This window comes from Pseudoduganella violaceinigra DSM 15887, assembly GCF_000425385.1.
GTDB classification, from domain to species: domain Bacteria; phylum Pseudomonadota; class Gammaproteobacteria; order Burkholderiales; family Burkholderiaceae_D; genus Rugamonas; species Rugamonas violaceinigra.
On sequence record NZ_KE384357.1, the window covers coordinates 1 to 22,233 of the forward strand.

A 22,233-nucleotide genomic window follows, 5' to 3' on the forward strand; every position below is an offset into this window, starting at 1 on the left:
CGGCACCTGGATTGATTCATCACTCCGATCGCGGAAGTCAGTATTGTGCACATAAATATCGGCAGCTGTTGAAACAGTTTGGAATGAAGGAATCCATGTCACGCAGGGGGAACTGCTACGACAACGCCCCGATGGAGAGCTTCTGGGGCAGCTTGAAAAATGAACTGGTTCATCACCAACGCTATGCAACACGCGGTGCAGCCATGTCCGCAATACAGGAATACATCGAAAGCTTTTATAACCGCCAGCGACGCCACTCACGTCTTGGCTACCTTCCTCCAGCACTATTTGCAGAACAATTCAGCAAACAGATGCAGGCGGCTTGAAACAAGAGTGTCCGCTATTGACAGTACACCTCAATACTCGAACGGGCGCTTTCCGCAAAAGGAACATTTCGCGCAGTGCGGTTGAGCATCGAAGTATTCCAAAGCTGCTTCTGCGCTGGTGTTCGTATCAATCCATCGAGATGCAACACCCGGGTAGTTTTTCTCCGCACGATCCTTCCCCTCGTCAACGGTTGCACTCAGGATTGCACCGCGGACGTTCCAATCCGAATCGCAATGAAAAAGCATTGCAGAATTATCCGCGCCCAAGTTGATACAGATTGCGAGGCAGGGAACGTGTTCCAGCAAGGTATCGCCCACATACAGGCGTCCCCACTGGCGATAAGCGATATCATCCACGAACGCATACGCAATAGCGCGAGCGGAATCGATTACTGGAGGGGGTGGATTACAGTTCATTGTTATGCTGCCGCCCGCCGAATCGGGCGGAGTATCATGCTGCCATTCTCGCCTACATCCGGAGTCATTTTGAAATCCCGCACGAACATGGCCGTCGCAGTCGTCATTGCCGCGATTCTCGCCGCTATCGCCTTTAGAAGCCTGACGCGCCAGCCACCGCATTTAGGTGCAAAGCCGTCACCGGAACAATGCACACCAGAGGCAATTCGCCAGGTTGGCGATGCCCTGGAACGATCGGTGTTATCGGCGAATTGCGCCAAGCTGGCACAAAAAGTTGCTCGTTAGGCGTGTCGAAGCCATCGTCGTTCGAACGCGCGCACATCAGCCTTATTCGGCTTTCTTAGGTGCGGTCGACGCAATGAACCCCAGGCATTGGAACATGATCCGTTCAGATGGGGTTTTCGCCAGAAGCGCCTTTAGGCTCTCTTGAGTTCCGGTTTCGTACTGCTCAATGGTCTCGCCCTCCTTGAGCCGGGCGATGCGCGCCTGTCGCCCTCGGTCGATAGCTTCCTGATTTTGCGCTTTCCAGGTTGAAAATCGCTCTTCGAAATCCGGCATGCTTTTCGTCACAGGCTGGCACATCCACTTCATCGGTTCAGAACTGACACTCCTGAGATATATGAGCGCATCGTTCTCTTCCTGAGTAAGCGGTTTGGATTCGCCTGCGAAGGCCGGTAAGGACAAGAAGGTTAAAAGGAAAGTGCAGGCGAACAGTCGCATTTCGGTTCCTGGGTCGACGGATTGATGTGGGAATGACTTGTTTTGCAGCAACTTGGCAATATATCATGCTTGCAAAATAACACCCAAACAGCGCAGCGACCGCAGAATTGCGGCTGACATCGAGAACACTTTGACGTCGGCGAGGCGCGGACATCAAAGTGCTCAACAACTTGCCGGGCTTACTTGCGCTTGCGGCGACGGGTCACGGCGCCTGCCGCGAGAAGTCCAACGCCGAATAAGGCGATGCTTGCTGGCTCGGGTACGGCCGCCGGGGCCGCGACGTTGAAGTGGGCGCTGAAGTACGAATCCTTGTTGCCGCGCAGGCCGCCGAGGCGCAGCTCGACCGAATCATCGCCTAGGGTGACCTTGTAGCCAGCCAGGTTGGTGTCAATGCTCAGCGATTTGAGCAAAGCGCCGCCGCTGAAGTTCAGATCGACCAGACGTAAGACGATGCCATCGGCCAGCGCCCAGGTATTCAGGAAGTCCAGCTCGAATTTGTCCCCGTCGACATTCAGGGTGTACATCGTGCTGTATTTCTTCAGGTCTGCGACACCGTCTCTTACTTCGTAGCCGCTGTCCAGGCCGAAGCCGGAAATGCGTCCAATGCCACGGCCCGTATCCACGGTGCGGTACATATATGCATCAATCTTATCGCCTGCCAGCGTTGGCGTTGCTTGTACGCTGGCGGAAAAGGCCAAGCCCAACATCACTGCAATCCATTTCATCGTATCTCCTGTATTTATTTGCATGCATAATAATTTATGCAATAACAAGAGTAACACAATGACAACTTTATATAACTAGTTGAACTGGAGTTTGTTGGGGAAATGCAGCGGGCCGCGCTACACGCCATGCGACCCGCCCCTGTTCAAGCGACCTTTTCAGCGCTTTTCGCTGGCAAGCCGGGTTTCAAGCCGCTTCCGGCCAGGCTCAACGATGGCACGGCAAGCACCCTTGTCAACGTAGGCGGCGCTGCCCGCTTTCTCTGCGCGCTGCTGGCGGCCCCACAGGTCGTTGACTTCCGGGTGAGCGGCGATCGCCACGTCGCAAGCAAGGCCCTCGATCTTTTTGAAGCTGCCACGGAATTGCGCCACGAGTTCGGGATGGTCGGTAAAGCGGAAGCTGTCAGGTCCGATCGCAGTGACGCTGTCGACAAATACCACGTTCTTGCACTTCCCTGCCTCGCACGACTGCCAGCTCCAGGTGGTTCCTCCTGGCGTATGGCCTGGTGTGCTGTGCGCCGTCACGGCCAACGGGCCAAGCTTGACGACTTCTCCGTCGCTCACGCCGCGTACTTTGGTGGAACCAGGGAAGTCCGACAGGGTGCCGAACTGCGGATCGGTCTTTGGCGACACGCCGGTCTGCATGGTTTCAACGTTGGCGGCGCCAGCCAAAACGGTGGCCCCGGTCTGCTTCTGCAGTGCCGAAATGCCGCCCGCGTGGTCTTCGTGCGAGTGGGAACTGAGGATGTATTTCACGTCTTCCAGCTTGAAGCCGAGTGCACGGATATTGGCCGCCACCACGTCCGCGCCTTTCGCGGTCGTACCGTCGACCAGGATGTGACCTTGCGGCGACGTCACCAGAATGGCGCTGATGCCTGCGGTGCCGACATAGTGGGTGTTGCCGTAGATGGTGAATGGCTTTTGCGGCGCGCTCCAGTCGCGCTCTTGCGCATTGGCGACGGTCGCGAAGGCGGCCAGGATAAGGGATGCGATGAGCTTCATTTTTCTCCTTTAGGTGTGATGTACAGGCCGGAATGCATTTGCGACCCGCGGTCGCCACGCCGGTAACTGCGGTAAATCGGTTCGCCAGCACCGTCGCGGGCGCAGCACGTACAGCCGCCGACATGGTCAATTTCGTCTACGCCAGCGGCGCGCAGCTGTTGTTCGGCCACTGCGCGCAGGTCGAGATGGCGGAAGGCCGGAACGGCGGCTGGTCCAAAGCGGCGGGTGAAGTCGTCCGCCAGTTCTTGGCTGACTTCATAACAGGCGGTACAGATGGTGGGGCCGACAGCGGCGACAAGCGGCGCACCTTCGCCCATTGCCGCCAGCGCTGCGGGAATGACGCTGTCGTACAGGCCGCGCCAGCCCGCATGCACGGCGGCGATTTGCGATCCGTCGCGGCGCGCCAGCAGCAGCGGCACGCAATCGGCGGTGATGATGATGGCCGGAAGTCCCGGCACTGCGGTAAGAAAGCCGTCGGCATCGCCAACCTGTTGTTGCGGTTCGATGATCGTGGCGACGCGGCTTCCATGGACCTGGCGTTTGGCCGGCCTCAGCGCCCACACAGGAGTGAGTGCCGCAGGAACGAGCGATGCGGCAGTCCCGAATCCGTGGCGGATGCGGGGAATGCTGCCCAGCAGACTGCTTGTGACCATATTAGCCTTTTTGTGACATTTGTCACAATCATAGGCGGTTCCTGGCCGATTTGCAAGCTAACGCGAAACGGATGTCAGGCGCGGTTCTTCAGCGCGAGCTTTTCGCAGATATGGCTGCCGGCCATGAAGAAAATGGTGCCGACCTGCCCTGCGGCATGGTCGTACCGCGCGGAGTAGCCCTGCTTGCAGAAGATGGCGAGCTTTTCATTCTCGGATGCCAGCTTTTCCCAGCCCTGGGAAGACAGGATGGCATCGGTTTCCCGCGTCGTGATCCCGGACATGCCCAGGAACGAAGTCGCCGTCCACTTTTGTGTTTCAGTGATGGCGGTTTTCGGGCAGACGCCATCGCTATATAGGCCGCTGCAGAAATCCTGTATTGATTGGGTCACGAAGGCTTTCGCCTCGGGGCCATGCCTTTCCTCTTTCGATACGGGTTCCGAAAAGTAGGCAAGGCTGGACCAGACGACAAGAAACACTGTGAGCAGTGCGATGGTCACTTTATGCAGTAACGGCATTTGACGAGAATGACAGGATAAAGCCGGCCATTATACGTCGTTCGCGTGGTCAAAAAAAAGACGGCGTCCGCCTGCGCGGGACGCCGTCAAGGGCTGATCAATACGAGTTATCAGTTCCAGTCGCCGCCCAGGGAGCGGATCAGTGCCACTGTGGTCACCGCACGGTCGCCGCGCAATTGCACTGCGTTGCGTTCGACGGCTGCCAGGTTGCGCTGTGCGTCCAGCAGGTCCAGGTAGCTGGAACGGCCGGCGTCGTACAGCTTCTGCGCCAGGTCGGCGGAGCGGCGGGCCGATACCAGGGCCTCGTCGATCTGTGCGGTCTGGCCGCCCAGGATTCGCAGGCCGGCCAGGTTGTCTTCAACCTCGGCGAAGGCGCTCAGCACCGTCTGGCGGTAGCCGGCTACCGACTCTTCCAGTGCCGCTTCGCTGCGCTTAACGTCGTTGCTATGGCGGCCGCCGTCGATCAAGGGCATCGACAGCAAGGCGCCCAGCACCCAGGAGCGGCTGCTCCACTTGAACACATCGCTGAAGTGGCCGGCCGCACCGCCGCCGCTGGCGCTGATGTTCAGCGCCGGGAACATGGCCGAGCGGGCTACGCCGATGCGGGCATTCGACGCCTCCATCGATTTCTGCGCGGCGGCGATGTCGGGACGGCGCTCCAGCAGCGAGGACGGCAGTCCGTTCGGAATCGCAGGCAGCAGGGCCGAATCCAGCAGCGGGCTGTTACCCGCCGAGTAGGCTGCCGCCGGCTTGCCCAGCAGGACGGCCAGCGCGTGTTCCGTCGTTGCGCGGCGGCGCTGCAGGCCGATCGCTTCCGCACGGGTGGTCGCCAGCTCGGTCTTGGCGCGCGACAGGTCGAATTCCCCGATATCGCCCAGATCGAAGCGGCGCTGGTTGACTTTCACGCTCTCTTCGCGCAAGCGGACCGTCTGCTCCACGGTCGCCAGTTCGGCGTCCGTGGCGCGCAGGCGGAAATAGGTCTGTGCCACGTCGGCTTGCAGCGACAGCAGGACGGAGCGGTAATTCGCCTCCACCTGCGCGGCGTCGCCGCGGGCCGCAGCCACATTGGACGACACGCGCCCGAACAGGTCCAGCTCATAGCTGGCCGTCAGGTTGGCGCTGTAGCTGGTCTGCGGAGCGACATTGCTGCCGGCCGGCAGGCCCTGCGACAGCGCCGAGTTGCGGGCGCGCTGGGCGCCCACACCCACGCCGATTTGCGGAATGCGGTCCGATTCAGCGATGCCGGCGATGGCGCGCGCCTGCTTGACGCGGGCGGCCGCCACGGCCAGGTTGGCGTTGTTGCGGGTCGCTTCCGCGATCAGGCCGTTCAGCGCCTCATCGTGGAACGCCAGCCACCACTCGCCGCGCGGCTGGCGCTCGGCGTTCTGGGCCGGTTTCCAGCTGGTGCCGTCGGCGGCGGTCATCACCTGCGACTCCTTGAAGGCGGTCGGGGTGTCGACTTGCGGTTGCTTCAGATCAGGCGCCGCGCATGCCGTCATCAGCAGTGCTGCCAGCAGCGGGGCTACGCCTTTTGCAATCATATTTTTCATTAGTGGGTCCCTTCCAGTTGCGGGGCGGTTTCCGCCGCCGGGGATTTCTTCTCAAGGCGCTTGGCCAGGGTACGCAGCAGGACGTAGAACACCGGCGTCAGGAACAGGCCGAAGAAGGTCACGCCCAGCATGCCGGCGAACACCGCCACACCCATGGCATGACGCATTTCAGCACCTGCGCCGACCGAGAACACCAGCGGCACCACACCCATGATGAAGGCGATCGACGTCATCAGGATCGGGCGCAGACGCAGGCGGCAAGCTTCCAGCGCCGCTTGCAGGATGGTGCGTCCATGGTCTTCCAGCTCCCGCGCAAATTCCACGATCAGGATCGCGTTCTTCGACGCCAGACCAACCAGCACGAACAAGGCAATCTGCGTGAACACGTTGTTGTCGCCGCCGGTCAGCTTGACGCCGATCAGGGCGCACAGGATCGACATCGGCACGATCAGGATCACGGCCAGCGGCAGGGTCCAGCTTTCGTACTGGGCAGCCAGCACCAGGAACACCAGCAGCACGCACAGCGGGAACACATAGATCATGGTGTTACCGGCCAGGATTTCCTGGTACGTCAGTTCGGTCCATTCGTAGCCCATCCCCTTCGGCATGGTTTCCTTGACGATCGCCTCCAGCGCGGCCTGGGCCTGGCCGGACGAGAAGCCCGGAGCCGGAGCGCCGTTGATCTCGGCCGACACATAAGCGTTGTAGCGCTGCACGCGGTCCGGGCCATAGCTGTCCTTGACGCGCATCAGCGACGACAGCGGGATCATCTCGCCCTTGCTGTTGCGGATCTTCAGCTGGGAGATCTGCTCGGCCTGCGAACGGAACGGGGCGTCAGCCTGCACGCGCACCTGGTAGGTACGTCCGAACTGGTTGAAGTCGTTCACATACAGCGAACCAAGGTTGATCTGCAAGGTCTGGTAGATCGACTGCAGCGGCACGCCGAGTTGCTTGGCCTTGGCGCGGTCGATGTCCGCGAACAGCTGCGGCACATTGATCTGGAAGCTGGAGAACACACCCGTCAGGCGCTTGTCCTGCCATGCCTTCATCTGGATCGCCTGGATCGCCTTGTACAGCTCATCGTAGCCGGCGTTGTTGCGGTCTTCAATCATCATCTTGAAGCCGCCGGTGGTGCCCAGGCCGTTCACTGGCGGCGGCGGGAACACCATCACGAACGCGTCCTGCACGGCGCCCATGCGCTTGTTGATCTCCGCGGCGATCGCTTCGCCCGACTGCGACTTGTCGGTACGCTCATGGAATGGCTTGAGCGTGGTGAACACGATACCGGCGTTCGGCGCGTTGGTGAAGCCGTTGATCGACAGGCCCGGGAAGGCAACCGAAGCGTCCACGCCCGGAATTTCCTTGGCGATGTCGGACATCCGGCGGATCACCTGCTCGGTGCGTTCCAGCGATGCGGCGTCAGGCAGCTGGGCAAAGCCCACCAGGTACTGCTTGTCCTGCGCCGGCACGAAGCCGTTCGGCACGACCTTGAACATCAGGCCAGCGGCGGCAGCCAGCACCAGGTACACCAGGACCGAGGCGGACTTGCGCTTCAGCACGCCCTGCACGCCGGTTTCATAGGTGTGCGAAGCGCGGTTGAAGAAACGGTTGAACCAGGCGAAGAAGCGGCCGAACAGCTTGTCCATGATGCGGGTCAGCGCGTCTTTCGGTGCGTCGTGAGGGCGCAGCAGCGATGCCGACAGGGCCGGAGCCAGGGTCAGCGAGCAGAAGGCCGAAATCACGGTCGAAATAGCGATGGTCAGCGCGAACTGGCGGTAGAACTGGCCGGTCAGGCCGGACACGAAGGCGATCGGCACGAACACGGCGCACAGCACCAGGGCAATCGCGATAATCGGGCCGGACACCTCTTTCATGGCCTGGATGGTCGCATCGCGCGAGGAGAGGCCGTTGGCGATGTTACGCTCGACGTTCTCCACCACCACAATCGCATCGTCGACCACGATACCGATGGCCAGCACAAGGCCGAACAGCGACAGCGTGTTGATCGAGAAGCCGAAACCGATCATCACCGCGAAGGTACCGACGATGGACACCGGCACGGCAATCAGCGGAATGATCGATGCGCGCCAGGTCTGCAGGAAGATGATCACCACCAGCACCACCAGGGCAACCGCTTCCAGCAGCGTGTGGATCACGGACTTGATCGATTCGCGCACGAACTGGGTCGGGTCGTACACGATGTCGTAGGCGACGCCTTCCGGGAAGTCCTTCTTCAGTTCTTCCATCTTGGCGCGCACATTGGCCGACAGTTCCAGCGCATTGCTGTTGGGCGCTTCGAAGATACCGAGGCCCACCGCCGACTTATTGTTCAGCAGCGAACGCAGGGAGTAGCTGTTGGAGCCCATTTCGATGCGGGCCACGTCCTTCAGGCGGGTCAGCGCGCCGTCTTCATTGGTCTTGACGATGATGTCGCCAAATTCCTCGACGGAGCTCAAACGGCCCTGGGTGTTGACGGTCAGCTGGAAATCGGCCGACTTGGACGGCGCGGCGCCCACCACACCGGCGGCGACCTGCACGTTCTGCTCGCGGATCGCTTCGACCACGTCGGACGCGGTCATATTGCGGCCAGCGACCTTCTGCGGGTCCAGCCAGACGCGCATGGCGTAGTCGCCGGCGCCGAAGATCTGCACGTCGCCCATGCCGGGAATACGGGCCAGCTGGTCTTTGACGTTCAGCACGCCGTAGTTGCGCAGGTACAGGTCGTCGTAGCGGCCGTTTGGCGACAGCAGGTGGACCACCATCGTCAGGTTGGGCGAGGACTTGACCGTGGTGACGCCGATCTGGCGCACCTCTTCCGGCAAGCGCGGCAAGGCGCGCTGCACACGGTTCTGCACCGCGGTTTCAGCCTTGTCGACGTCGGTACCGATCTTGAAGGTCACGGTCAGCATCAGCGCGCCATCGGAGGTGTTTTGCGAGGACATATACAGCATGTTCTCGACACCGTTGATCTGCTCTTCCAGCGGCGCGGCGACGGTCTCCGCGATCACTTTCGGGTTCGCGCCCGGATAGACGGCGCGCACCACGACGGATGGCGGCACCACTTCCGGGTATTCGGAGACGGGCAGCTTGAAGATCGAAATCAAGCCCGCTACGAAAACAATGATCGATAAAACCGCCGCGAAGATCGGTTTATCGACAAAGAAGCGTGAGAAATTCATGGATTATTCCTTGGTTTTTTTGGCTTCGCTGGCGGCGACTTTGTCCGCTGCCATCGGGTCAAAGGTCATGTCGACCATTTGCGGCGTAATCGGCGCGCCGGGACGCACGCGCTGCAGGCCGTTGACGACGATCTTCTCGCCTGCCTTCAGGCCGTCGCGCACCACGCGCAAGCCGTCGATGTTCGGGCCCAGCACCACAGGACGGTATTCCGCCTTGTTTTCCGCGCCGACCACGTACACGAACTTGCGGTTCTGGTCGGTGCCCACGGCGCGCTCGTTGATCAGCAGCGAGCTGCGGGTGGCGGTGCCGCCGTCCAGCTGGACGCGGGCGAACAGGCCCGGCACCAGGGTGCGGTCCTTGTTGTCGAAGGTGGCGCGCATACGCACGGAACCGGTGCGGGTGTCGAGCTGGTTGTCCACGAACTCCAGCTTGCCCTCGTGCGGGAAGCCGGCTTCGTTGGCCAGGCCGACCTTGACCGCCACCGGCTCGCCCTTGTGGGCCTGGCCGCCGACGCGCAGGAAGGTGTCTTCGTCGCCGTCGAAGCTGGCGTAGATCTTGTCCACCGATACCACGCTGGTCAGCACGGCGTTCGGGTCGACCAGGTTGCCGAGGGTGATCTCCGCCTTCGACACGCGGCCGTTGATCGGCGACACCACCTGGGTGTAGGACAGGTTCAGGCGCGCCGCCTCCGCTGCCGATGCCGCGGCGCGGGCCGATGCATCGAGTTCCTTCAGCGCCGACGCGCGTTCGTCGAATTCGCGCTGGGCGATGGCTTTATCGGCCAGCAGCTTTTCGGCGCGGGCCAGTTCCAGCTTGGCCAGGTCGGCTTTGGCGCGCGCCGAACTAGCGGCAGCCTCGGCGCGGCTCGCTTCAGCCTGGAAGGGACGCGGGTCGATCACGAACAGCACGTCGCCTTTTTTCACCTCGCTACCGGGCTTGAAATTCACCGACGTGATGAAGCCGCTGACGCGGGGACGGATTTCCACGCGGTCGATGGCTTCGATACGGCCGGAGAATTCCTGGGTCTCGGCAACAGACTTCTGCACGACGATGGCGGCCGATACCGGCGGGCCGCCCGCTGCAGGCGCATGGCTTTCGGCCGGCTTGCTGTTGGCGTTGCAGCCGGACAGGATGGCCGCCGCCATACCGCCCATCGCCAAAGCGGCAACCAGCGGCCGCACAAGAGTGGTCATTTGATTCATCTTTTTCATTCTTAACCTCTTGGGGGTGAAAATTAAATGGGAAATTCAGGCAAAAAGGGGCCCATGTGCCTCGCCGTGCACTTTTTTTAAACTTCTTTTTTAGGAAAACAGCTTTACGCCAACGGTTGTTCCATCCCGTCGATGGCGCTGATAAAACTGGCCATCTCTTTCAACGCAAAGCCCCTGCACGCGCATTCATTCCTGGCTCCCGGCTCCTGCAGTGGCGCCGGTGGCATGCGTCTGACTGTTGTCTTTACTCCGCAGGCGATCAGTTTCGCCCCGTATTGTTCTGCTTCATCGCGTAATGGGTCGTCCTCGGCCGACAGGATCAGGGCCGGCGGCAAATGCTTCAGCCGGCTCGATTGCAGCGGCGAGGCGTAAGGGTGGGCGCGGTCGGCGGCATTCGGCAGGTAGCCGCGGTAGGCCGCGGCGCAGGTATTCGCCACCTTCATCTGGTCCGGACAGTTCGGCAGCTCGCGCATCGAACAGGTCGACAGGGCCGGATCGAGCATCGGCATGATCAGGATCTGGCCGGCCAGCGCCGGGCCGCCGCGGTCGCGCGCCATCAGGGCCGATACCGCCGCCAGATTGGCGCCGGCCTCAATGCCGGCCGTCAGCAGCTGCTTGCCGCTCCAGCTCAATTTCGTTTTGTTCTTCTTGGCCCAGGCCAGCACGGCGTGGGCGTCTTCGACCGCCGCCGGGAACGGGCTGACGGTCGCCAGGGTGTAATTGGTGGCCAGGATCACGTGGCCCGGATTGCACGCTACAAGGTGGCGCAGGAATTCGTCCGCCTCCTCCAGGTCGCCGGCCACGAAGCCGCCGCCATGGAAGAAGACAATCAGCGCGTCGCGCTTGGCGGACGGATTCCCGGCCAGGTACAGGCGTGCGGCGAGCGGCCCCTGGGCGCCACGCACTTCAAGTTCGCGGATCTTCAGGTCCGCTGGCGCCTGCGCCGTCATTCTTTCGCCTCGGCAGCGGCATCCACGCTGGACGAGGCCAGCATGGTGTGCGCCGGCGCCACGCCGAAACCGACCTGCGCGCCGTAAGAGTATTCGTCGGTATACAAGACGCCCGCCAGGGCAACTGCGCCCAGCGCCAGCGATACCATTGCAAAGAATCCATCCCGGTTACTCATGACTGCTCCTTTTCTCTGAAACCGAAAGCCACTTTAAAGTCTCCCATCGCGGGAGGGTCAAGCGCTTTTTTATGCTGCAATACGGGAATAATAAACTTCCACTAAAATAAGAAAAATACATTAATGTTGAATTGATTGTTCAGAATCTCGAACAATGCGAATCATCCGGGTGGAATCATGAACAAACTCCAAGCCATGGAAATCTTCGTGCAGGTGGTCGACGCCGGCGGCTTCACGCGCGCCGCGGAAACCCTGCAATTGCCAAAAGCTACCGTCTCCACCCTGGTGGCCGGCCTGGAAACGGCGCTCTCGGTCAAGTTGCTGCACCGGACCACGCGCCAGGTTTCCGTCACGGCTGACGGCGCCGCTTACTATGAACGGTGCCTGCGCATCCTGGCCGACGTGAAGGATGCCGAGGAGTCGCTGTCGCGCACCCGCCTGAGCCCTCGCGGGCGGCTGCGGGTCGATGCGCCGACCGGCCTGTCGAACGAGGTGCTGGTCCCGGCCCTGCCGTCCTTCTTTGAACAATACCCCGACATCCAGCTGGAACTCGGTTGCAGCGACCGCCCGGTCGATTTGATCGAAGAAGGCGTCGATTGTGCAGTGCGGGGTGGCCAGCTGGCCGATTCGACCCTGATCGCGCGGCGCGTCGGCCTGCTCAATTTCGTCACTTGCGCAGCGCCTTCCTACCTGGAGCGCTATGGCACCCCGGCGCACCCGCGCGACCTGGAGCGGCATCGCTGCGTCAACTATTTTTCGTCGAAAACTGGCAAAATTTATAACTGGGACTATAGCCGCGACGGAGAACGCATTGAAATGGCGCTGCCAGGCATGATCGCCTTGAACGATTCCAACGCCTACCTGCAAGCAGGATTGGCCGGCCTGGGCATCATCATGATGACGGACGTGCAGCTGCACAGCCATGGCGCCAGCGGGCGCCTGGTGCGCGTGCTGGACGACTGGGTCACCGATCCGCTGCCGATCCATGTGGTGTACCCGCAGAACCGCCACCTGTCGGCCAAGGTGCGCGTCTTTGTCGAATGGGTGGCCGACCTGATGTCCAGCCACCCCCATATGCGGCTGCGCCCCTTGGCCGCTGCCCTGCCCGTGGAGCTGACCGTATGACCGAACGCCTTGTTTTCCTCGACCGCGACAGCATCATCGCCGACATCCGCCGGCCGTCCTTTGCGCACGAATGGGCCGAGTATCCGGCTTCCAGCGCGGCCGAAGCGATCGAGCGCCTGCGCGGTGCCAGCATCGCCATCAGCAACAAGGTGCCGCTGCGCGCCGCTGCGCTGGCCGCCCTGCCCGGCCTGAAGATGATCGCGGTGGCCGCCACCGGCACCGACATCGTCGACCTCGCCGCGGCGCGCGAGCGCGGCATCGTGGTCTCGAATATCCGCGGTTACGCTCATGCCGCCGTGCCGGAGCATACCTTTGCCCTGATCCTGGCCCTGCGCCGCCAGCTGCTGGCCTACCGCGCCGACGTCGAGGCGGGACTGTGGCAGAAGTCGCCGCGCTTTTGCCTGTTCCACCATCCGATCCGCGACCTGCACGGCAGCCGCCTCGGTTTGCTGGGCTACGGCGCGCTGGGCCGGCAGGTGGCGCAGCTTGGCCGCGCCTTCGGCATGGAGGTCGTGGTGCATACGCGCACGCCGGCCGATGACCCGCAGGTGCGCAATGTCGGCTGGGACGAATTGCTGGAAGCGTCGGACGTACTGAGCCTGCATGCGCCGCTGACGGACGCCACCCGCAATATCATTGGCGCCGCCGAACTGGCGCGCATGAAGCCAAGCGCCATTCTCGTGAATACCGCGCGCGGCGGACTGGTTGACGAGGCGGCGCTGGCGGACGCCCTGCAGCGCGGCGTGATCGCCGGTGCCGGCTTCGACGTGCTGTCGCAGGAACCGCCGGCGCCGGACAATCCCCTGCTGGGCCTGCGCCTGCCGAACTTCCTGCTCACGCCCCATTCCGCCTGGGCCAGCGGGCAGGCGATGCAAGGCCTGGCCGACCAGCTGATCGACAATATCGAGGCCTTCGCCGCCGGCCGTCCGGCCAACCGCGTCGCATGAAGCGCCTGCGCTACAAAGCCGGCCTGGCGGGCTACCTGGCGGCCGCCTTCTGTGCGCTGGCCATCGTCATGGCGGCAGCCCTGGCCGCCGTCATTGCGCGCACCGCCGGCGGCCAGGTCAAGGAAGATATCGGCAGCGCCCTGTCCGATCTGGCGCAGCAGGCTTCCGACAAGCTCGATCGCGATATGTTCGAGCGCTATCGCGAAATACAGCTGCTGGCGCAGCGGCCCGATATGGGCGCCGCCGCGCCGCCAGCGGCCCGCCGCGCAACGCTGGAGCAGCACCAGAAAAGCTATGCGCACTATGCCTGGCTGGGCATCGCCGGCCGCGACGGCAAGGTCCTGGCCGCGACCGGCGGCCTGCTGCAAGGGGCCGATGTCAGCGGCCGCCCGTGGTATCGCAATGCACACAGCAACACCTTCGTCGGCGATGTGCACGAAGCGGTCCTGCTGGCCAAGTTGCTGCCGGCCTCGGACCCGCAATCCCTGCGCTTTGTCGACCTGGCCTTCCCGCTGGCCGACGGCAGCGGCGTGCTGGGCGCCCACCTGTCCTGGCAATGGGCGCGCGAGCTGGAGCGCTCGGTGATCGCCCCCGCCAGCGCCCGCCGCCAGGTGCAGGCCATCATCATCGACAGCCAGGGCAAGGTCCTGCTCGGCCCGCCGGGCCTGATCGCCAAAGTGCTGCCGGTGCCAAGCCAGGACACCGGCTACCGGGTCGAACGCTGGCCCGACGGCGCCGACTACCTGGTGGGCCACGCCCGCACGCGCGGGCACGGGCCCTACCCCGGCCTGGGCTGGACCGTCCTGGTGCGCCAGAGCGTCGATACCGCCTGGGCGCCGGTCCGCACCCTGCAGCACCGGGCCTGGTGGCTGGGCGTGGCGATGGCCGCCCTGTTTTCGCTGCTGGCCATTCCCCTTTCCCGCCGCATCGCGCGCCCGCTGCGCGAGCTGGCCGATGCGGCCGACCGCATCCGCCGCGGCGAAGCGGCCGAACTGCCGCAGCTGGCGCCCTACGGCGAAGTGCAGGCCCTGTCGCGCACCTTGAACTCCCTGGTGGCCAACCTGGAAGGCCGCGTCAGCGCCCGCACCAGCCAGCTGCGCGAGGCCATGCAGCGCATCGCGGCGATCATCGACAGCGCGCAGGAAGCCTTCGTCGCCATCGATCCTGACGGCCATGTCACCGACTGGAATCCGGCCGCCGAGCGCATGTTTGGCTGGCAGCGCGACGAAGTCCTGGGCAAGAGCTATATCGCGTTACTGGTGCCGCAACGCTTCCACGCCCAGCAGGCGGCCGCCTTCGCCGCGGCGAGCGGCAGCGAGAACGCCGCCTTCGGACTGCGCCTGCAGCGCGAACTGATACGGCGCGACGGCGAAGAATTCACGGTGGAAGCGAGCATCAGCCGCCCCAGCAGCGCCCTGTTCACCGCCTTCCTGCATGACATTTCCGAGCGCCGCCAGGTGGAGGCAATGAAGAACGAATTCATCGCCACCGTCTCGCACGAATTGCGCACGCCGATGACCTCGATCCGCGCCTCGCTGTCGATGCTGGTCGATGGCGGCGCGGGCGACCTGCCGGCCGACGTGCGGCACCTGGTCAACATCGCCTACCAGAGCAGCGAACGGCTGGTGCGGCTGGTGAACGACGTGCTCGATATCGAAAAGATCGAAGCGGGCAAGATGGAATTCCGCAACGACGCGTTGCCGATCGCCCCCCTGCTCGACGAAGCGATCAACGCGGTGCGCGGCAGCGCGGCGCAGCGCCCGGTGGCGCTCGAGCGTGAAGGCAATAGCCGCGGCCTGCAGGTGCGCGGCGACCGCGACCGCCTGGTGCAAGTGCTGGTCAACCTGCTCTCGAACGCCATCAAGTACTCGCCGCAGTTCAATAGCGTGACCCTCGGCTGCGAAGCGGTGCCGGAAGGCGTGCGCCTGTCGGTGAGCGACAACGGCCCCGGCATCCCGCAAGCATTCCGCGCCCGCATCTTCGGCAAGTTCGCCCAGGCCGACAGTTCGGATACGCGGCTCAAAGGCGGCACCGGCCTGGGCCTGGCCATCTGCCGCGCCATCGTCGAGCAGCATGGCGGCACCATCGGTTTCGACACGGAAGAAGGCCGCGGCACCACCTTCCATGTCACCCTGCCGGCACTTAGCTAAGATCGCGCTGCCAGTCGGCCTTACGCGTCATCACGCCCCACTTGGCCTCCTCGCGGCGCGCCCATTTGTACAGGCCCACCAGGCGCCACCAGCTGTTGATCTGGCGGTAGCCGAAGTTCTCCGCAACGACAACGGCCGCCAGGATCAGCAAATGGCTCGGACGCGGGTACAGGTGGAAGGAGATTTCCTCCAGCAGCAGCCCGAAGGCCGACAGCAGGATGCCCAGCCCGATCGCCACGAACAGGAAGATGCCGAACGATTCCCAGGACACCCAGCCCTGCCACCAGGCGATGGCCATGAAGATATAGCCAAACAGCTCGACCACGGGCCCCAGCCATTCGAACAGGATGAAGAACGGGAAGGCCAGCCAGCCGGCCACGCCGCCGTGGCGGCTGAACATCAGGCCCCAGTTGGTGGTGATGCTTTCCGACAGGCCGCGCTGCCAGCGGATGCGCTGGTTGCGCAACTGCTTGCGGTCTTCCGGCGCCTCGGTCCAGCATACCGGGTCGGGCACGAATTCAATCTTGTAGGGAATGCCCCGCATACGCAGCTTGCGGTGCATGCGCACCACCAGTTCCATGTCCTCGCCGATGGCTTTCGGGTTGTAGCCGCCGACGGCGACCACGGTATCCTTGCGGAACAGGCCGAAGGCGCCGGAGATGATCAGCATGCCGTTGATGACCGACCAGCCCAGGCGGCCGAACATGAAGGCGCGCAGGTATTCCACCACCTGGAACAGGGCCCAGGGATTCTTCGGCATGCCGACCCGGGTCAGGAAGCCGCCCCGCACTTCGCAGCCGTTGGCAATCCGCACCGTGCCGCCGGTCGCCACCATCAGCGGATCGCCGAGGAAGGGACGTACCAGGCGCTGCAGGCTGTCGCGCTGCAGGATCGAATCGGCGTCGACGCAGCAGAACAGCGGGTAGCGCGCGGCGTTGATGCCGGCATTGGTGGAATCGGCCTTGCCGCCGTTGACCTTATCCACCACGCGCAGGTTGGGGAAGCGCGTGGAGCGGTAGATGCCGCGCACCGCTTTGGTCTCCAGCTGGATGCGGTAGGCCTCGGGGAACGGTACCAGCGCAAACTCGTCGATCAGCACTTGCAGCGTACGGTCGGTGGAGCCGTCGTTGACGACAATGACTTCCATCTCGGAATACGACAGCTGCAGCATGGAGCGCACGGACGTGGCGATGGTCGCCTCTTCGTTATACGCCGGCACCAGCAAACTGATGGGCGGCTCCAGCGAGGAATACACTTGCGGCAAGTCGTCCAGCACCGATTCCTGGGAGCGCTTGCGCAGCGCATACATGGCCAGGAAATTCAGGGTCAGGTAGCCGCCGTTCAGGAGCACGAAATAGACCAGTACGCACAGCGTAATGGCGTGCACGACTTGCGGGTTCATGCGGCCTCCTTTTCGGCGCTAACCTGGGCAATCATGTCGGCCGCATAGCGGTCGCCCGCGTTGCGCAATTCGGCCAGCTCCCAGTCCATCAGGAAGGGCAATGCCACCAGGGCTTGCGCGGCGCGGTAGCGTACCCACCACTCCGGATCGGAAAGCAGGGTGCGCAAGCGGGCCACGTCGCTGCGGTCGCCGATTTCGCCCAGCGCGCGCACAGCCTGGACGCGTATGCGCCAATCGTCGCTGCCAAGATGGCGCCGCACATCTTCCAGCGTGCCCGGCACCCGCGCCAGCCGCAGCGCCGCCAGCACGACCTCGCGCGCCTCACTGCCAAGGTAGCCGCGCAGCTGCAGCAGCGGCAGGTCCAGGCGCAGCGCGGCCACCAGGCGCAAGGCCTGCGGCAGTACGGACGGCGTCACGCGCACCAGCGCATCGGCCAGCACCGGCTGCCAGTCCGCGCGGGCGTTTTGCAGGATATTGGCCAATTGGGACAGCGGCCAGTCGTCGCGCCGCAGCAGCAAGGGCGCCATTTCATGCGCGGCGCGGGCGGGATCGGTCTGCACCAGCGCCCATAGCGCATGCACGGACGAAGCGCTATCGGCGCTATGGGCCGCGCGCGCCAGCTCGGGCCAGGATGGCTTGTCGCGCATATGGCCCAGCGCCAGGATGGCCAGCAGGCGCTGCGCGCGGTTGCCGCGTGCCAGCAGCGCCCTGGCCTGCACATCGCAGCCGAGCCGGCGCGCCACCGCGTTCAAGCCCTGGCTCGCATCGCCGCGCACGGCCTGCTGCAGGTGCAGCCAGAGTTTGATGAACAGCAGGCTGTCGCGCTTTGCCAGGTCCGGCAGGTTGCCCAGCGGTTCGCCGGCAATGGCGGCGTTCAGCAAGGGCCGCCATTTGAGCGTCAGCTGTTGTTCGCGGCGCTGCAGCCGGCGCATCGCTATGCGCAGCCAGACGATCTCCAGCCCGACCAGCGCCGTCAGGCCCAGCGCGCCGATGCCGGTCCAGAATGCGACCAGCAGGTAAATATCAGTAGGTGGCCTGTAGTCCAAGGTTGACCCCATTGCGGCTGTAGAAGTCGCCCTGGCGGGTATGCGCCAGGGCATAGGTGACAGCCCAGCGCTGGTCGAGCCAGTGGCGGCCCAGCAGGGCGGCCGAGCGTACGCTGCTCAGGCGCGTGGTGCCGGCAATGTTGGCCGCCTCCTTGCCCGAAGCGAACGACAGGCCGACCGCGCTGCGGTCGTTGTAATAATAGCTGGCACGCAGCTCGCCGCTGTGCGCCGTGGTGCCAAAGGCGCGCGCCGCGCGCCAGGCGCCGGAAACACTGTAGCTGCCGACGTAGCGCTCCAGCATCAGCAGGCTTTGGTTGACGTGGACATCGTTGTAGCTGCTGCTGCGCCCTCCCCCGTGCACCAGCCAGCCCTTGGCGAATTCATACTGCAAGGTCGCTCCCAGCGCATGCCTTGCCAGGATCTGGTGCTGGCTGCTGGCGTTGCCCTCCAGCGAAGCGCTCATGTGCTCGGCCAGCGGCAGGTCGGCGCCGGCGCTGAACTGGGTTTCGCCGATGCCGAAACGCTCGATGCGCGTCACGCCGGCGCCGAATCCCATGCGCGGCGCGGCCTGGTGGCGCACGGTCAGCGCGGTTTCATGCCAGTCGGCGGCCGGTCCGGTCAGATGGTCGACGCCATGGCTGATGCCGACGGTGGTCTGGGCGAATGCCGGCACGACGCAGCATGCCAGCGTGGCGGCAAAGGCGGCTTTCATGCCGGCTCCTTCAGGTGGCGCCGCACGCGCGCCAGAAGCTCATTGGGCTGGAAAGGCTTGACCACATAATCGTTGGCGCCTTCGTCGAGTGCGCGAACGATGTCTTTTTCCGTGTGTTTGGCGGTCAGCATCACAATCGGCACGTCCTGCCAGTCGGCACGGGCGCGGATGATGTGCACCAGTTCGAACCCGTCGATATAGGGGAGCATCACGTCCAGCAGCACCAGCGACGGCGGGCTGCTGCTGCCTTCAATGGCTTTGCGGGCGGCCAGGCCATCCGCGGCCAGCGTGGTCTGGTAGCCTTGCCGCTGCAGGATGAAAGTCAGGATTTGGCCAATATGTTCGTCGTCTTCAATTACCAGGATCGAGGTATCGGGCATAGGCTATCCGGAATTATTGCGCGTCGAATTCTGCGGCGGCCTTGGCCGACCACAGCGCCTCATTATAGGTCGCAAAGGGAATATCGTAGCGCTCTACAGAACCGTCTTCGCCGATGAAGTAGGTCCACCATCCGCCGGGGTCGGGGACCAGGGCGATGTCCTTGGGCTTGCAATGTTCGTGCAAGTCGTCCCCTGCCTCCAGGGTGATGATGCGCGTCTTGCGGTGTTTGATCAGCGTGGCCATAACACAGTCCTCTGATGGGGGATGCGAACATTGTAATGCGTTAACCAGCCAACCGACGAAATGCTTGGCCCGTGGCATTCTGGGTACAGGAGGCGTACACCATGAACCCATCAGCTACGCAACAACCACGCCATCCCGGCGACGAGGCGGCGCCCGGCACGCCGGGCAGCGGCGAAGACGTGTGCCCGGTGTGCAGCGGTTGCGGCAAGACACCCGACGGCAAGGCTTGCCCGAACTGCGGCGGTACCGGCCGCATTGTCGAAGGCATCGGCGGCGGCTGACTTAGAGGCTGTTTCAAAATGGCCATGGCGTTGTTGCAGCGCCTTGCCGTGCAGGCGCACTGCCTTCGTCGCTGCGCCTAGCCACGCCCATTTTGCAACAGCCTCTTAGCCCGCCCCCAGGCGCTGCCGCAGGAAATCGATGAACAGCCGCACACGCGCCGGCAGGTGGCGCGTTTCGGTCAGCGCATGCACCATGATCGGCTCCATATGCCAGTCCGGTAGGACACGCTGCAAGCGGCCGGTGCGCACCTCCTGTTTTGCCAGCAAGGGATCGAGCGCGGAAATGCACAGCGCATTGGCGGCGAACGACATGCTGAGGGCCGCGCTATTGGTGGCGTAACGCGCCTGCGCCATCACCTCCACCACTTCCTCGCCCCGATACAGCTTGCGCCAGATATCGGGCACGCGGCTGGAGAAGAAACGCCCGCACATGGTGTGCCGTACCAGGTCGCAGGCATGTTCCAGCGGCGGCATTTTGGCCAGGTAGACCGGCGAGGCGTACAGGTAGCGCGGCATCATCGCGATGCGCCGCACCACCAGGGTGGAGGGCGCGGTCGGCGGCTGGCCCATGCGGATCGCCACGTCGTAAGGTTCGGACTGCAAGTCCACCGTGCGCGATGAAATATCGAACTCCATCTTGATGTCCGGGTACATCTCGGCGAATTCAGTGAGCACCGGCGCCAGGTAGCCGACGCCGAAGCTGGACGTCATGGTCACGCGCAGGATGCCGGCCGGTTTTTCCGACCAGTCCAGCAGCGCCTCATGGGCGCTCATGGCCTCTTCCACGATGCCCTGACAGCGCTTGAAGTAGGCATCGCCGGCCTCGGTCAATTCCACCTTCCTGGTCGAACGGTGCAGCAGACGCAAGCCGATCGACTTTTCCAGTTCTGCGATATTGCGCGACAGGGTGGAATTCGACATGCCGAGCGCCTCGGCGGCGGCGCGGAAGCTTTTGCGCTTGGCCACCTCGACAAACAGGCGCATGTGGTGAAGCCGATCCATTCATTGCTCCATTTTTGGGATACTCAATTCAATTATAAGCATTTATCCCAACAATGAAACAGTTCACAATGCGCTTACTCGACCTTTAGCAGAAAGGAAATGCAAATGAACAACACCGAACCCACCCTGTTTGATGAGCTGTGCAAACTCCTGGCCGGCCTGGTTTTCAGGGCAGGAGGATCTCCCTGCTGACTTGCTGGATATCCCGCTTGCCGCAAAAGGCCATCGAGATATCCAGTTCGTTGTGAATGATTTCCAGGCAGCGCGTCACGCCCGCCTCGCCCAGCGCCCCCAGGCCGTACAGGAAGGGGCGGCCGATATACACGCCGCGCGCCCCCAGCGCCACCGCGCGCAGCACATCCTGGCCTGAGCGCACCCCGCCATCCATATGCACTTCGATCTGCTTGCCGACCGCATCGACGATGCCCGGCAAGGCGGCGATGGAGGAAGGCGCGCCATCGAGCTGGCGGCCGCCGTGGTTGGAGACAATCAGCGCATCGGCGCCGCTATCAACTGCCAGGCGCGCATCCTCGGCGTCCATGATGCCCTTGATAATCAGCTTGCCACCCCAGCGCTGCTTGATCCATGCCACATCGTTCCACGACAGGCTGGGATCGAACTGCTGGCTGGTCCACGCCGACAGCGACGACATATCGGATACCGACTGCGCGTGGCCGACGATATTGCCGAACTGGCGGCGCGAGGTGCCCAGCATCCCCATGCACCAGCGCGGCTTGCTGGCCATGTTCAGCAAATTGGCGATGGTCAGGCGCGGCGGCGCGGACAGGCCGTTGCGCAAATCCTTGTGGCGCTGACCGAGCACCTGCAGGTCCAGCGTCAGCACCAGCGCCGAGCAGCCGGCGGCCTTGGCGCGGTCGATCAGGCGGTTGATGAAATCGCGGTCCTTCATCACGTACAGCTGGAACCAGAAGGGCTTGCTGGTATGCGCCGCCACGTCTTCGATCGAACAGATGCTCATGGTCGACAGCGTAAAAGGAATACCGAATTTCTCCGCCGCGCGCGCGGCCAGGATCTCGCCGTCGGCGTGCTGCATGCCGGTCAGTCCGGTGGGGGCGATCGCCACCGGCATCGCGGCCTCCTGCCCCGCCATGGTGGTGCGCAAGCTGCGCCTATTCAGGTCGACGGCCACGCGCTGGCGGAACTTCAGCTTCCTGAAGTCCTCTTCGTTGGCACGGTAGGTCGATTCAGTCCAGGAGCCGGAATCGGCATAATCGTAAAACATGCGCGGTACACGGCGCTGGGCCAGGCGGCGCAGGTCTTCGATGCAGGTGATCAGTGTCATTGCTGCATATTAACGCAGGAATTGCACCACGGCCGAGATCAAGGCCGCGTTGCGGCGCATCGCTCATCCTGGCGATACCGCCGGCGGATGCGGGAAAGGAAAAAGGCCCCAAACCTTCCGGTTTGGAGCCTTTCAATTTGGTGCGGCTGGCAGGAATCGAACCCACGACCCCTTGGTTCGTAGCCAAGTACTCTATCCAGCTGAGCTACAGCCGCAAAA

The 22,233-nt window shown here is 63.4% G+C and carries 24 protein-coding genes and 1 tRNA gene; 6 read left to right on the forward strand and 19 right to left on the reverse strand.

Annotated features, from left to right (window positions below):
* Positions 1 to 326, forward strand: a 326-nt coding sequence (locus tag H597_RS31640) for an integrase core domain-containing protein (RefSeq protein WP_035374776.1), incomplete at its 5' end; no start/stop codon positions are given.
* 30 nt (positions 327 to 356) lie between these two features.
* Here H597_RS31640 and H597_RS34960 read toward each other — a convergent pair.
* On the reverse strand, positions 357 to 683 hold the full coding sequence (locus tag H597_RS34960; protein WP_154668175.1) for a hypothetical protein: 327 nt from the start codon (positions 681 to 683) through the stop codon (positions 357 to 359).
* Between the two features lie 96 nt (positions 684 to 779).
* On the opposite strand from H597_RS34960, the gene H597_RS34255 reads away from it, so the two are divergent.
* Positions 780 to 1,028 (forward strand): entry exclusion lipoprotein TrbK, encoded by a 249-nt coding sequence (locus H597_RS34255; protein WP_229632214.1) that lies wholly within the window; start codon positions 780 to 782, stop codon positions 1,026 to 1,028.
* A gap of 42 nt (positions 1,029 to 1,070) precedes the next feature.
* On the opposite strand, the gene H597_RS0119500 is transcribed toward H597_RS34255, so the two are convergent.
* From H597_RS0119500 to H597_RS34965, 10 genes are all read right to left on the reverse strand, one after another.
* Positions 1,071 to 1,463, reverse strand: coding sequence for a hypothetical protein (locus H597_RS0119500; protein ID WP_028103613.1), 393 nt, complete (start codon positions 1,461 to 1,463; stop codon positions 1,071 to 1,073).
* A gap of 179 nt (positions 1,464 to 1,642) precedes the next feature.
* A complete protein-coding gene (locus H597_RS0119505; RefSeq protein ID WP_028103614.1) occupies positions 1,643 to 2,188 on the reverse strand; it encodes a PEP-CTERM sorting domain-containing protein in 546 nt (181 codons plus the stop codon).
* A gap of 156 nt (positions 2,189 to 2,344) precedes the next feature.
* Entirely contained in the window at positions 2,345 to 3,187 is an 843-nt protein-coding gene (blaSMB, locus tag H597_RS0119510) for an SMB-1 family subclass B3 metallo-beta-lactamase (RefSeq protein WP_035374779.1), read from the reverse strand.
* Positions 3,184 to 3,840, reverse strand: a complete 657-nt coding sequence (locus tag H597_RS31645; RefSeq protein WP_083941198.1) for a purine nucleoside phosphorylase YfiH/LACC1 family protein — start codon at positions 3,838 to 3,840, stop codon at positions 3,184 to 3,186. The genes blaSMB and H597_RS31645 overlap by 4 nt, the downstream gene beginning before the upstream one ends.
* A 74-nt stretch (positions 3,841 to 3,914) precedes the next feature.
* Positions 3,915 to 4,337 carry a hypothetical protein gene (locus H597_RS0119520; RefSeq protein ID WP_154668177.1) on the reverse strand — a complete coding sequence of 141 codons (423 nt, stop codon included), beginning with the start codon at positions 4,335 to 4,337 and terminating at the stop codon, positions 3,915 to 3,917.
* Between the two features lie 128 nt (positions 4,338 to 4,465).
* Positions 4,466 to 5,905: an efflux transporter outer membrane subunit gene (locus H597_RS0119525; RefSeq protein ID WP_028103617.1), complete on the reverse strand. Its 1,440-nt coding sequence runs from the start codon at positions 5,903 to 5,905 to the stop codon at positions 4,466 to 4,468.
* The gene (locus tag H597_RS0119530) at positions 5,905 to 9,084 is read right to left on the reverse strand and encodes an efflux RND transporter permease subunit (RefSeq protein WP_028103618.1); all 3,180 of its coding nucleotides are present in this window, start codon (positions 9,082 to 9,084) and stop codon (positions 5,905 to 5,907) included. Before H597_RS0119530 ends, H597_RS0119525 begins: the two co-directional genes overlap by 1 nt.
* A 3-nt stretch (positions 9,085 to 9,087) precedes the next feature.
* Positions 9,088 to 10,296 (reverse strand): efflux RND transporter periplasmic adaptor subunit, encoded by a 1,209-nt coding sequence (locus H597_RS31650; RefSeq protein ID WP_035374780.1) that lies wholly within the window; start codon positions 10,294 to 10,296, stop codon positions 9,088 to 9,090.
* A gap of 104 nt (positions 10,297 to 10,400) precedes the next feature.
* On the reverse strand, positions 10,401 to 11,246 hold the full coding sequence (locus tag H597_RS0119540) for an alpha/beta hydrolase (RefSeq protein ID WP_028103619.1): 846 nt from the start codon (positions 11,244 to 11,246) through the stop codon (positions 10,401 to 10,403).
* The gene (locus H597_RS34965) at positions 11,243 to 11,422 is read right to left on the reverse strand and encodes a hypothetical protein (RefSeq protein WP_154668178.1); all 180 of its coding nucleotides are present in this window, start codon (positions 11,420 to 11,422) and stop codon (positions 11,243 to 11,245) included. Before H597_RS34965 ends, H597_RS0119540 begins: the two co-directional genes overlap by 4 nt.
* Before the next feature lie 177 nt (positions 11,423 to 11,599).
* On the opposite strand from H597_RS34965, the gene H597_RS0119550 reads away from it, so the two are divergent.
* From H597_RS0119550 to H597_RS0119560, 3 genes are read left to right on the forward strand one after another with little or no spacing between them, the layout of a single operon-like run.
* On the forward strand, positions 11,600 to 12,547 hold the full coding sequence (locus H597_RS0119550) for a LysR family transcriptional regulator (RefSeq protein WP_028103620.1): 948 nt from the start codon (positions 11,600 to 11,602) through the stop codon (positions 12,545 to 12,547).
* Positions 12,544 to 13,494, forward strand: a complete 951-nt coding sequence (locus H597_RS0119555) for a D-2-hydroxyacid dehydrogenase (protein ID WP_028103621.1) — start codon at positions 12,544 to 12,546, stop codon at positions 13,492 to 13,494. The genes H597_RS0119550 and H597_RS0119555 overlap by 4 nt, the downstream gene beginning before the upstream one ends.
* Positions 13,491 to 15,644 carry a sensor histidine kinase gene (locus H597_RS0119560; protein ID WP_028103622.1) on the forward strand — a complete coding sequence of 718 codons (2,154 nt, stop codon included), beginning with the start codon at positions 13,491 to 13,493 and terminating at the stop codon, positions 15,642 to 15,644. Before H597_RS0119555 ends, H597_RS0119560 begins: the two co-directional genes overlap by 4 nt.
* On the opposite strand, the gene H597_RS0119565 is transcribed toward H597_RS0119560, so the two are convergent.
* Genes H597_RS0119565 through H597_RS0119585 form a run of 5 tightly spaced genes read right to left on the reverse strand, consistent with a single transcriptional unit; the run spans position 15,637 to position 19,428 of the window.
* Positions 15,637 to 17,046: a glycosyltransferase family 2 protein gene (locus H597_RS0119565; RefSeq protein WP_028103623.1), complete on the reverse strand. Its 1,410-nt coding sequence runs from the start codon at positions 17,044 to 17,046 to the stop codon at positions 15,637 to 15,639. The two genes, H597_RS0119560 and H597_RS0119565, sit on opposite strands and share 8 nt — an antisense overlap.
* The gene (locus tag H597_RS0119570; protein WP_051293940.1) at positions 17,043 to 18,092 is read right to left on the reverse strand and encodes a HEAT repeat domain-containing protein; all 1,050 of its coding nucleotides are present in this window, start codon (positions 18,090 to 18,092) and stop codon (positions 17,043 to 17,045) included. The genes H597_RS0119565 and H597_RS0119570 overlap by 4 nt, the downstream gene beginning before the upstream one ends.
* Positions 18,070 to 18,804 carry a YaiO family outer membrane beta-barrel protein gene (locus tag H597_RS33440; RefSeq protein WP_051293941.1) on the reverse strand — a complete coding sequence of 245 codons (735 nt, stop codon included), beginning with the start codon at positions 18,802 to 18,804 and terminating at the stop codon, positions 18,070 to 18,072. The genes H597_RS0119570 and H597_RS33440 overlap by 23 nt, the downstream gene beginning before the upstream one ends.
* Entirely contained in the window at positions 18,801 to 19,184 is a 384-nt protein-coding gene (locus tag H597_RS0119580) for a response regulator transcription factor (protein WP_028103625.1), read from the reverse strand. The genes H597_RS33440 and H597_RS0119580 overlap by 4 nt, the downstream gene beginning before the upstream one ends.
* A 13-nt stretch (positions 19,185 to 19,197) precedes the next feature.
* Complete coding sequence (locus H597_RS0119585; protein WP_028103626.1) at positions 19,198 to 19,428, reverse strand: hypothetical protein; 231 nt, start codon at positions 19,426 to 19,428, stop codon at positions 19,198 to 19,200.
* Between the two features lie 101 nt (positions 19,429 to 19,529).
* On the opposite strand from H597_RS0119585, the gene H597_RS0119590 reads away from it, so the two are divergent.
* Positions 19,530 to 19,709 (forward strand): hypothetical protein, encoded by a 180-nt coding sequence (locus H597_RS0119590; RefSeq protein WP_028103627.1) that lies wholly within the window; start codon positions 19,530 to 19,532, stop codon positions 19,707 to 19,709.
* A 105-nt stretch (positions 19,710 to 19,814) separates the two neighbouring features.
* Here the strand turns inward: H597_RS0119590 and H597_RS0119595 are convergent, their stop codons facing one another.
* The 3 genes from H597_RS0119595 to H597_RS0119605 all read right to left on the reverse strand — a co-directional run bounded on the left by H597_RS0119595 (position 19,815) and on the right by H597_RS0119605 (position 22,229).
* Complete coding sequence (locus H597_RS0119595) at positions 19,815 to 20,711, reverse strand: LysR family transcriptional regulator (RefSeq protein WP_028103628.1); 897 nt, start codon at positions 20,709 to 20,711, stop codon at positions 19,815 to 19,817.
* A gap of 166 nt (positions 20,712 to 20,877) precedes the next feature.
* A complete protein-coding gene (locus H597_RS0119600) occupies positions 20,878 to 22,014 on the reverse strand; it encodes an alpha-hydroxy acid oxidase (RefSeq protein ID WP_028103629.1) in 1,137 nt (378 codons plus the stop codon).
* A gap of 138 nt (positions 22,015 to 22,152) precedes the next feature.
* A tRNA-Arg gene (locus tag H597_RS0119605) sits at positions 22,153 to 22,229 on the reverse strand.
* Between the last annotated feature and the right edge of the window lie 4 nt (positions 22,230 to 22,233).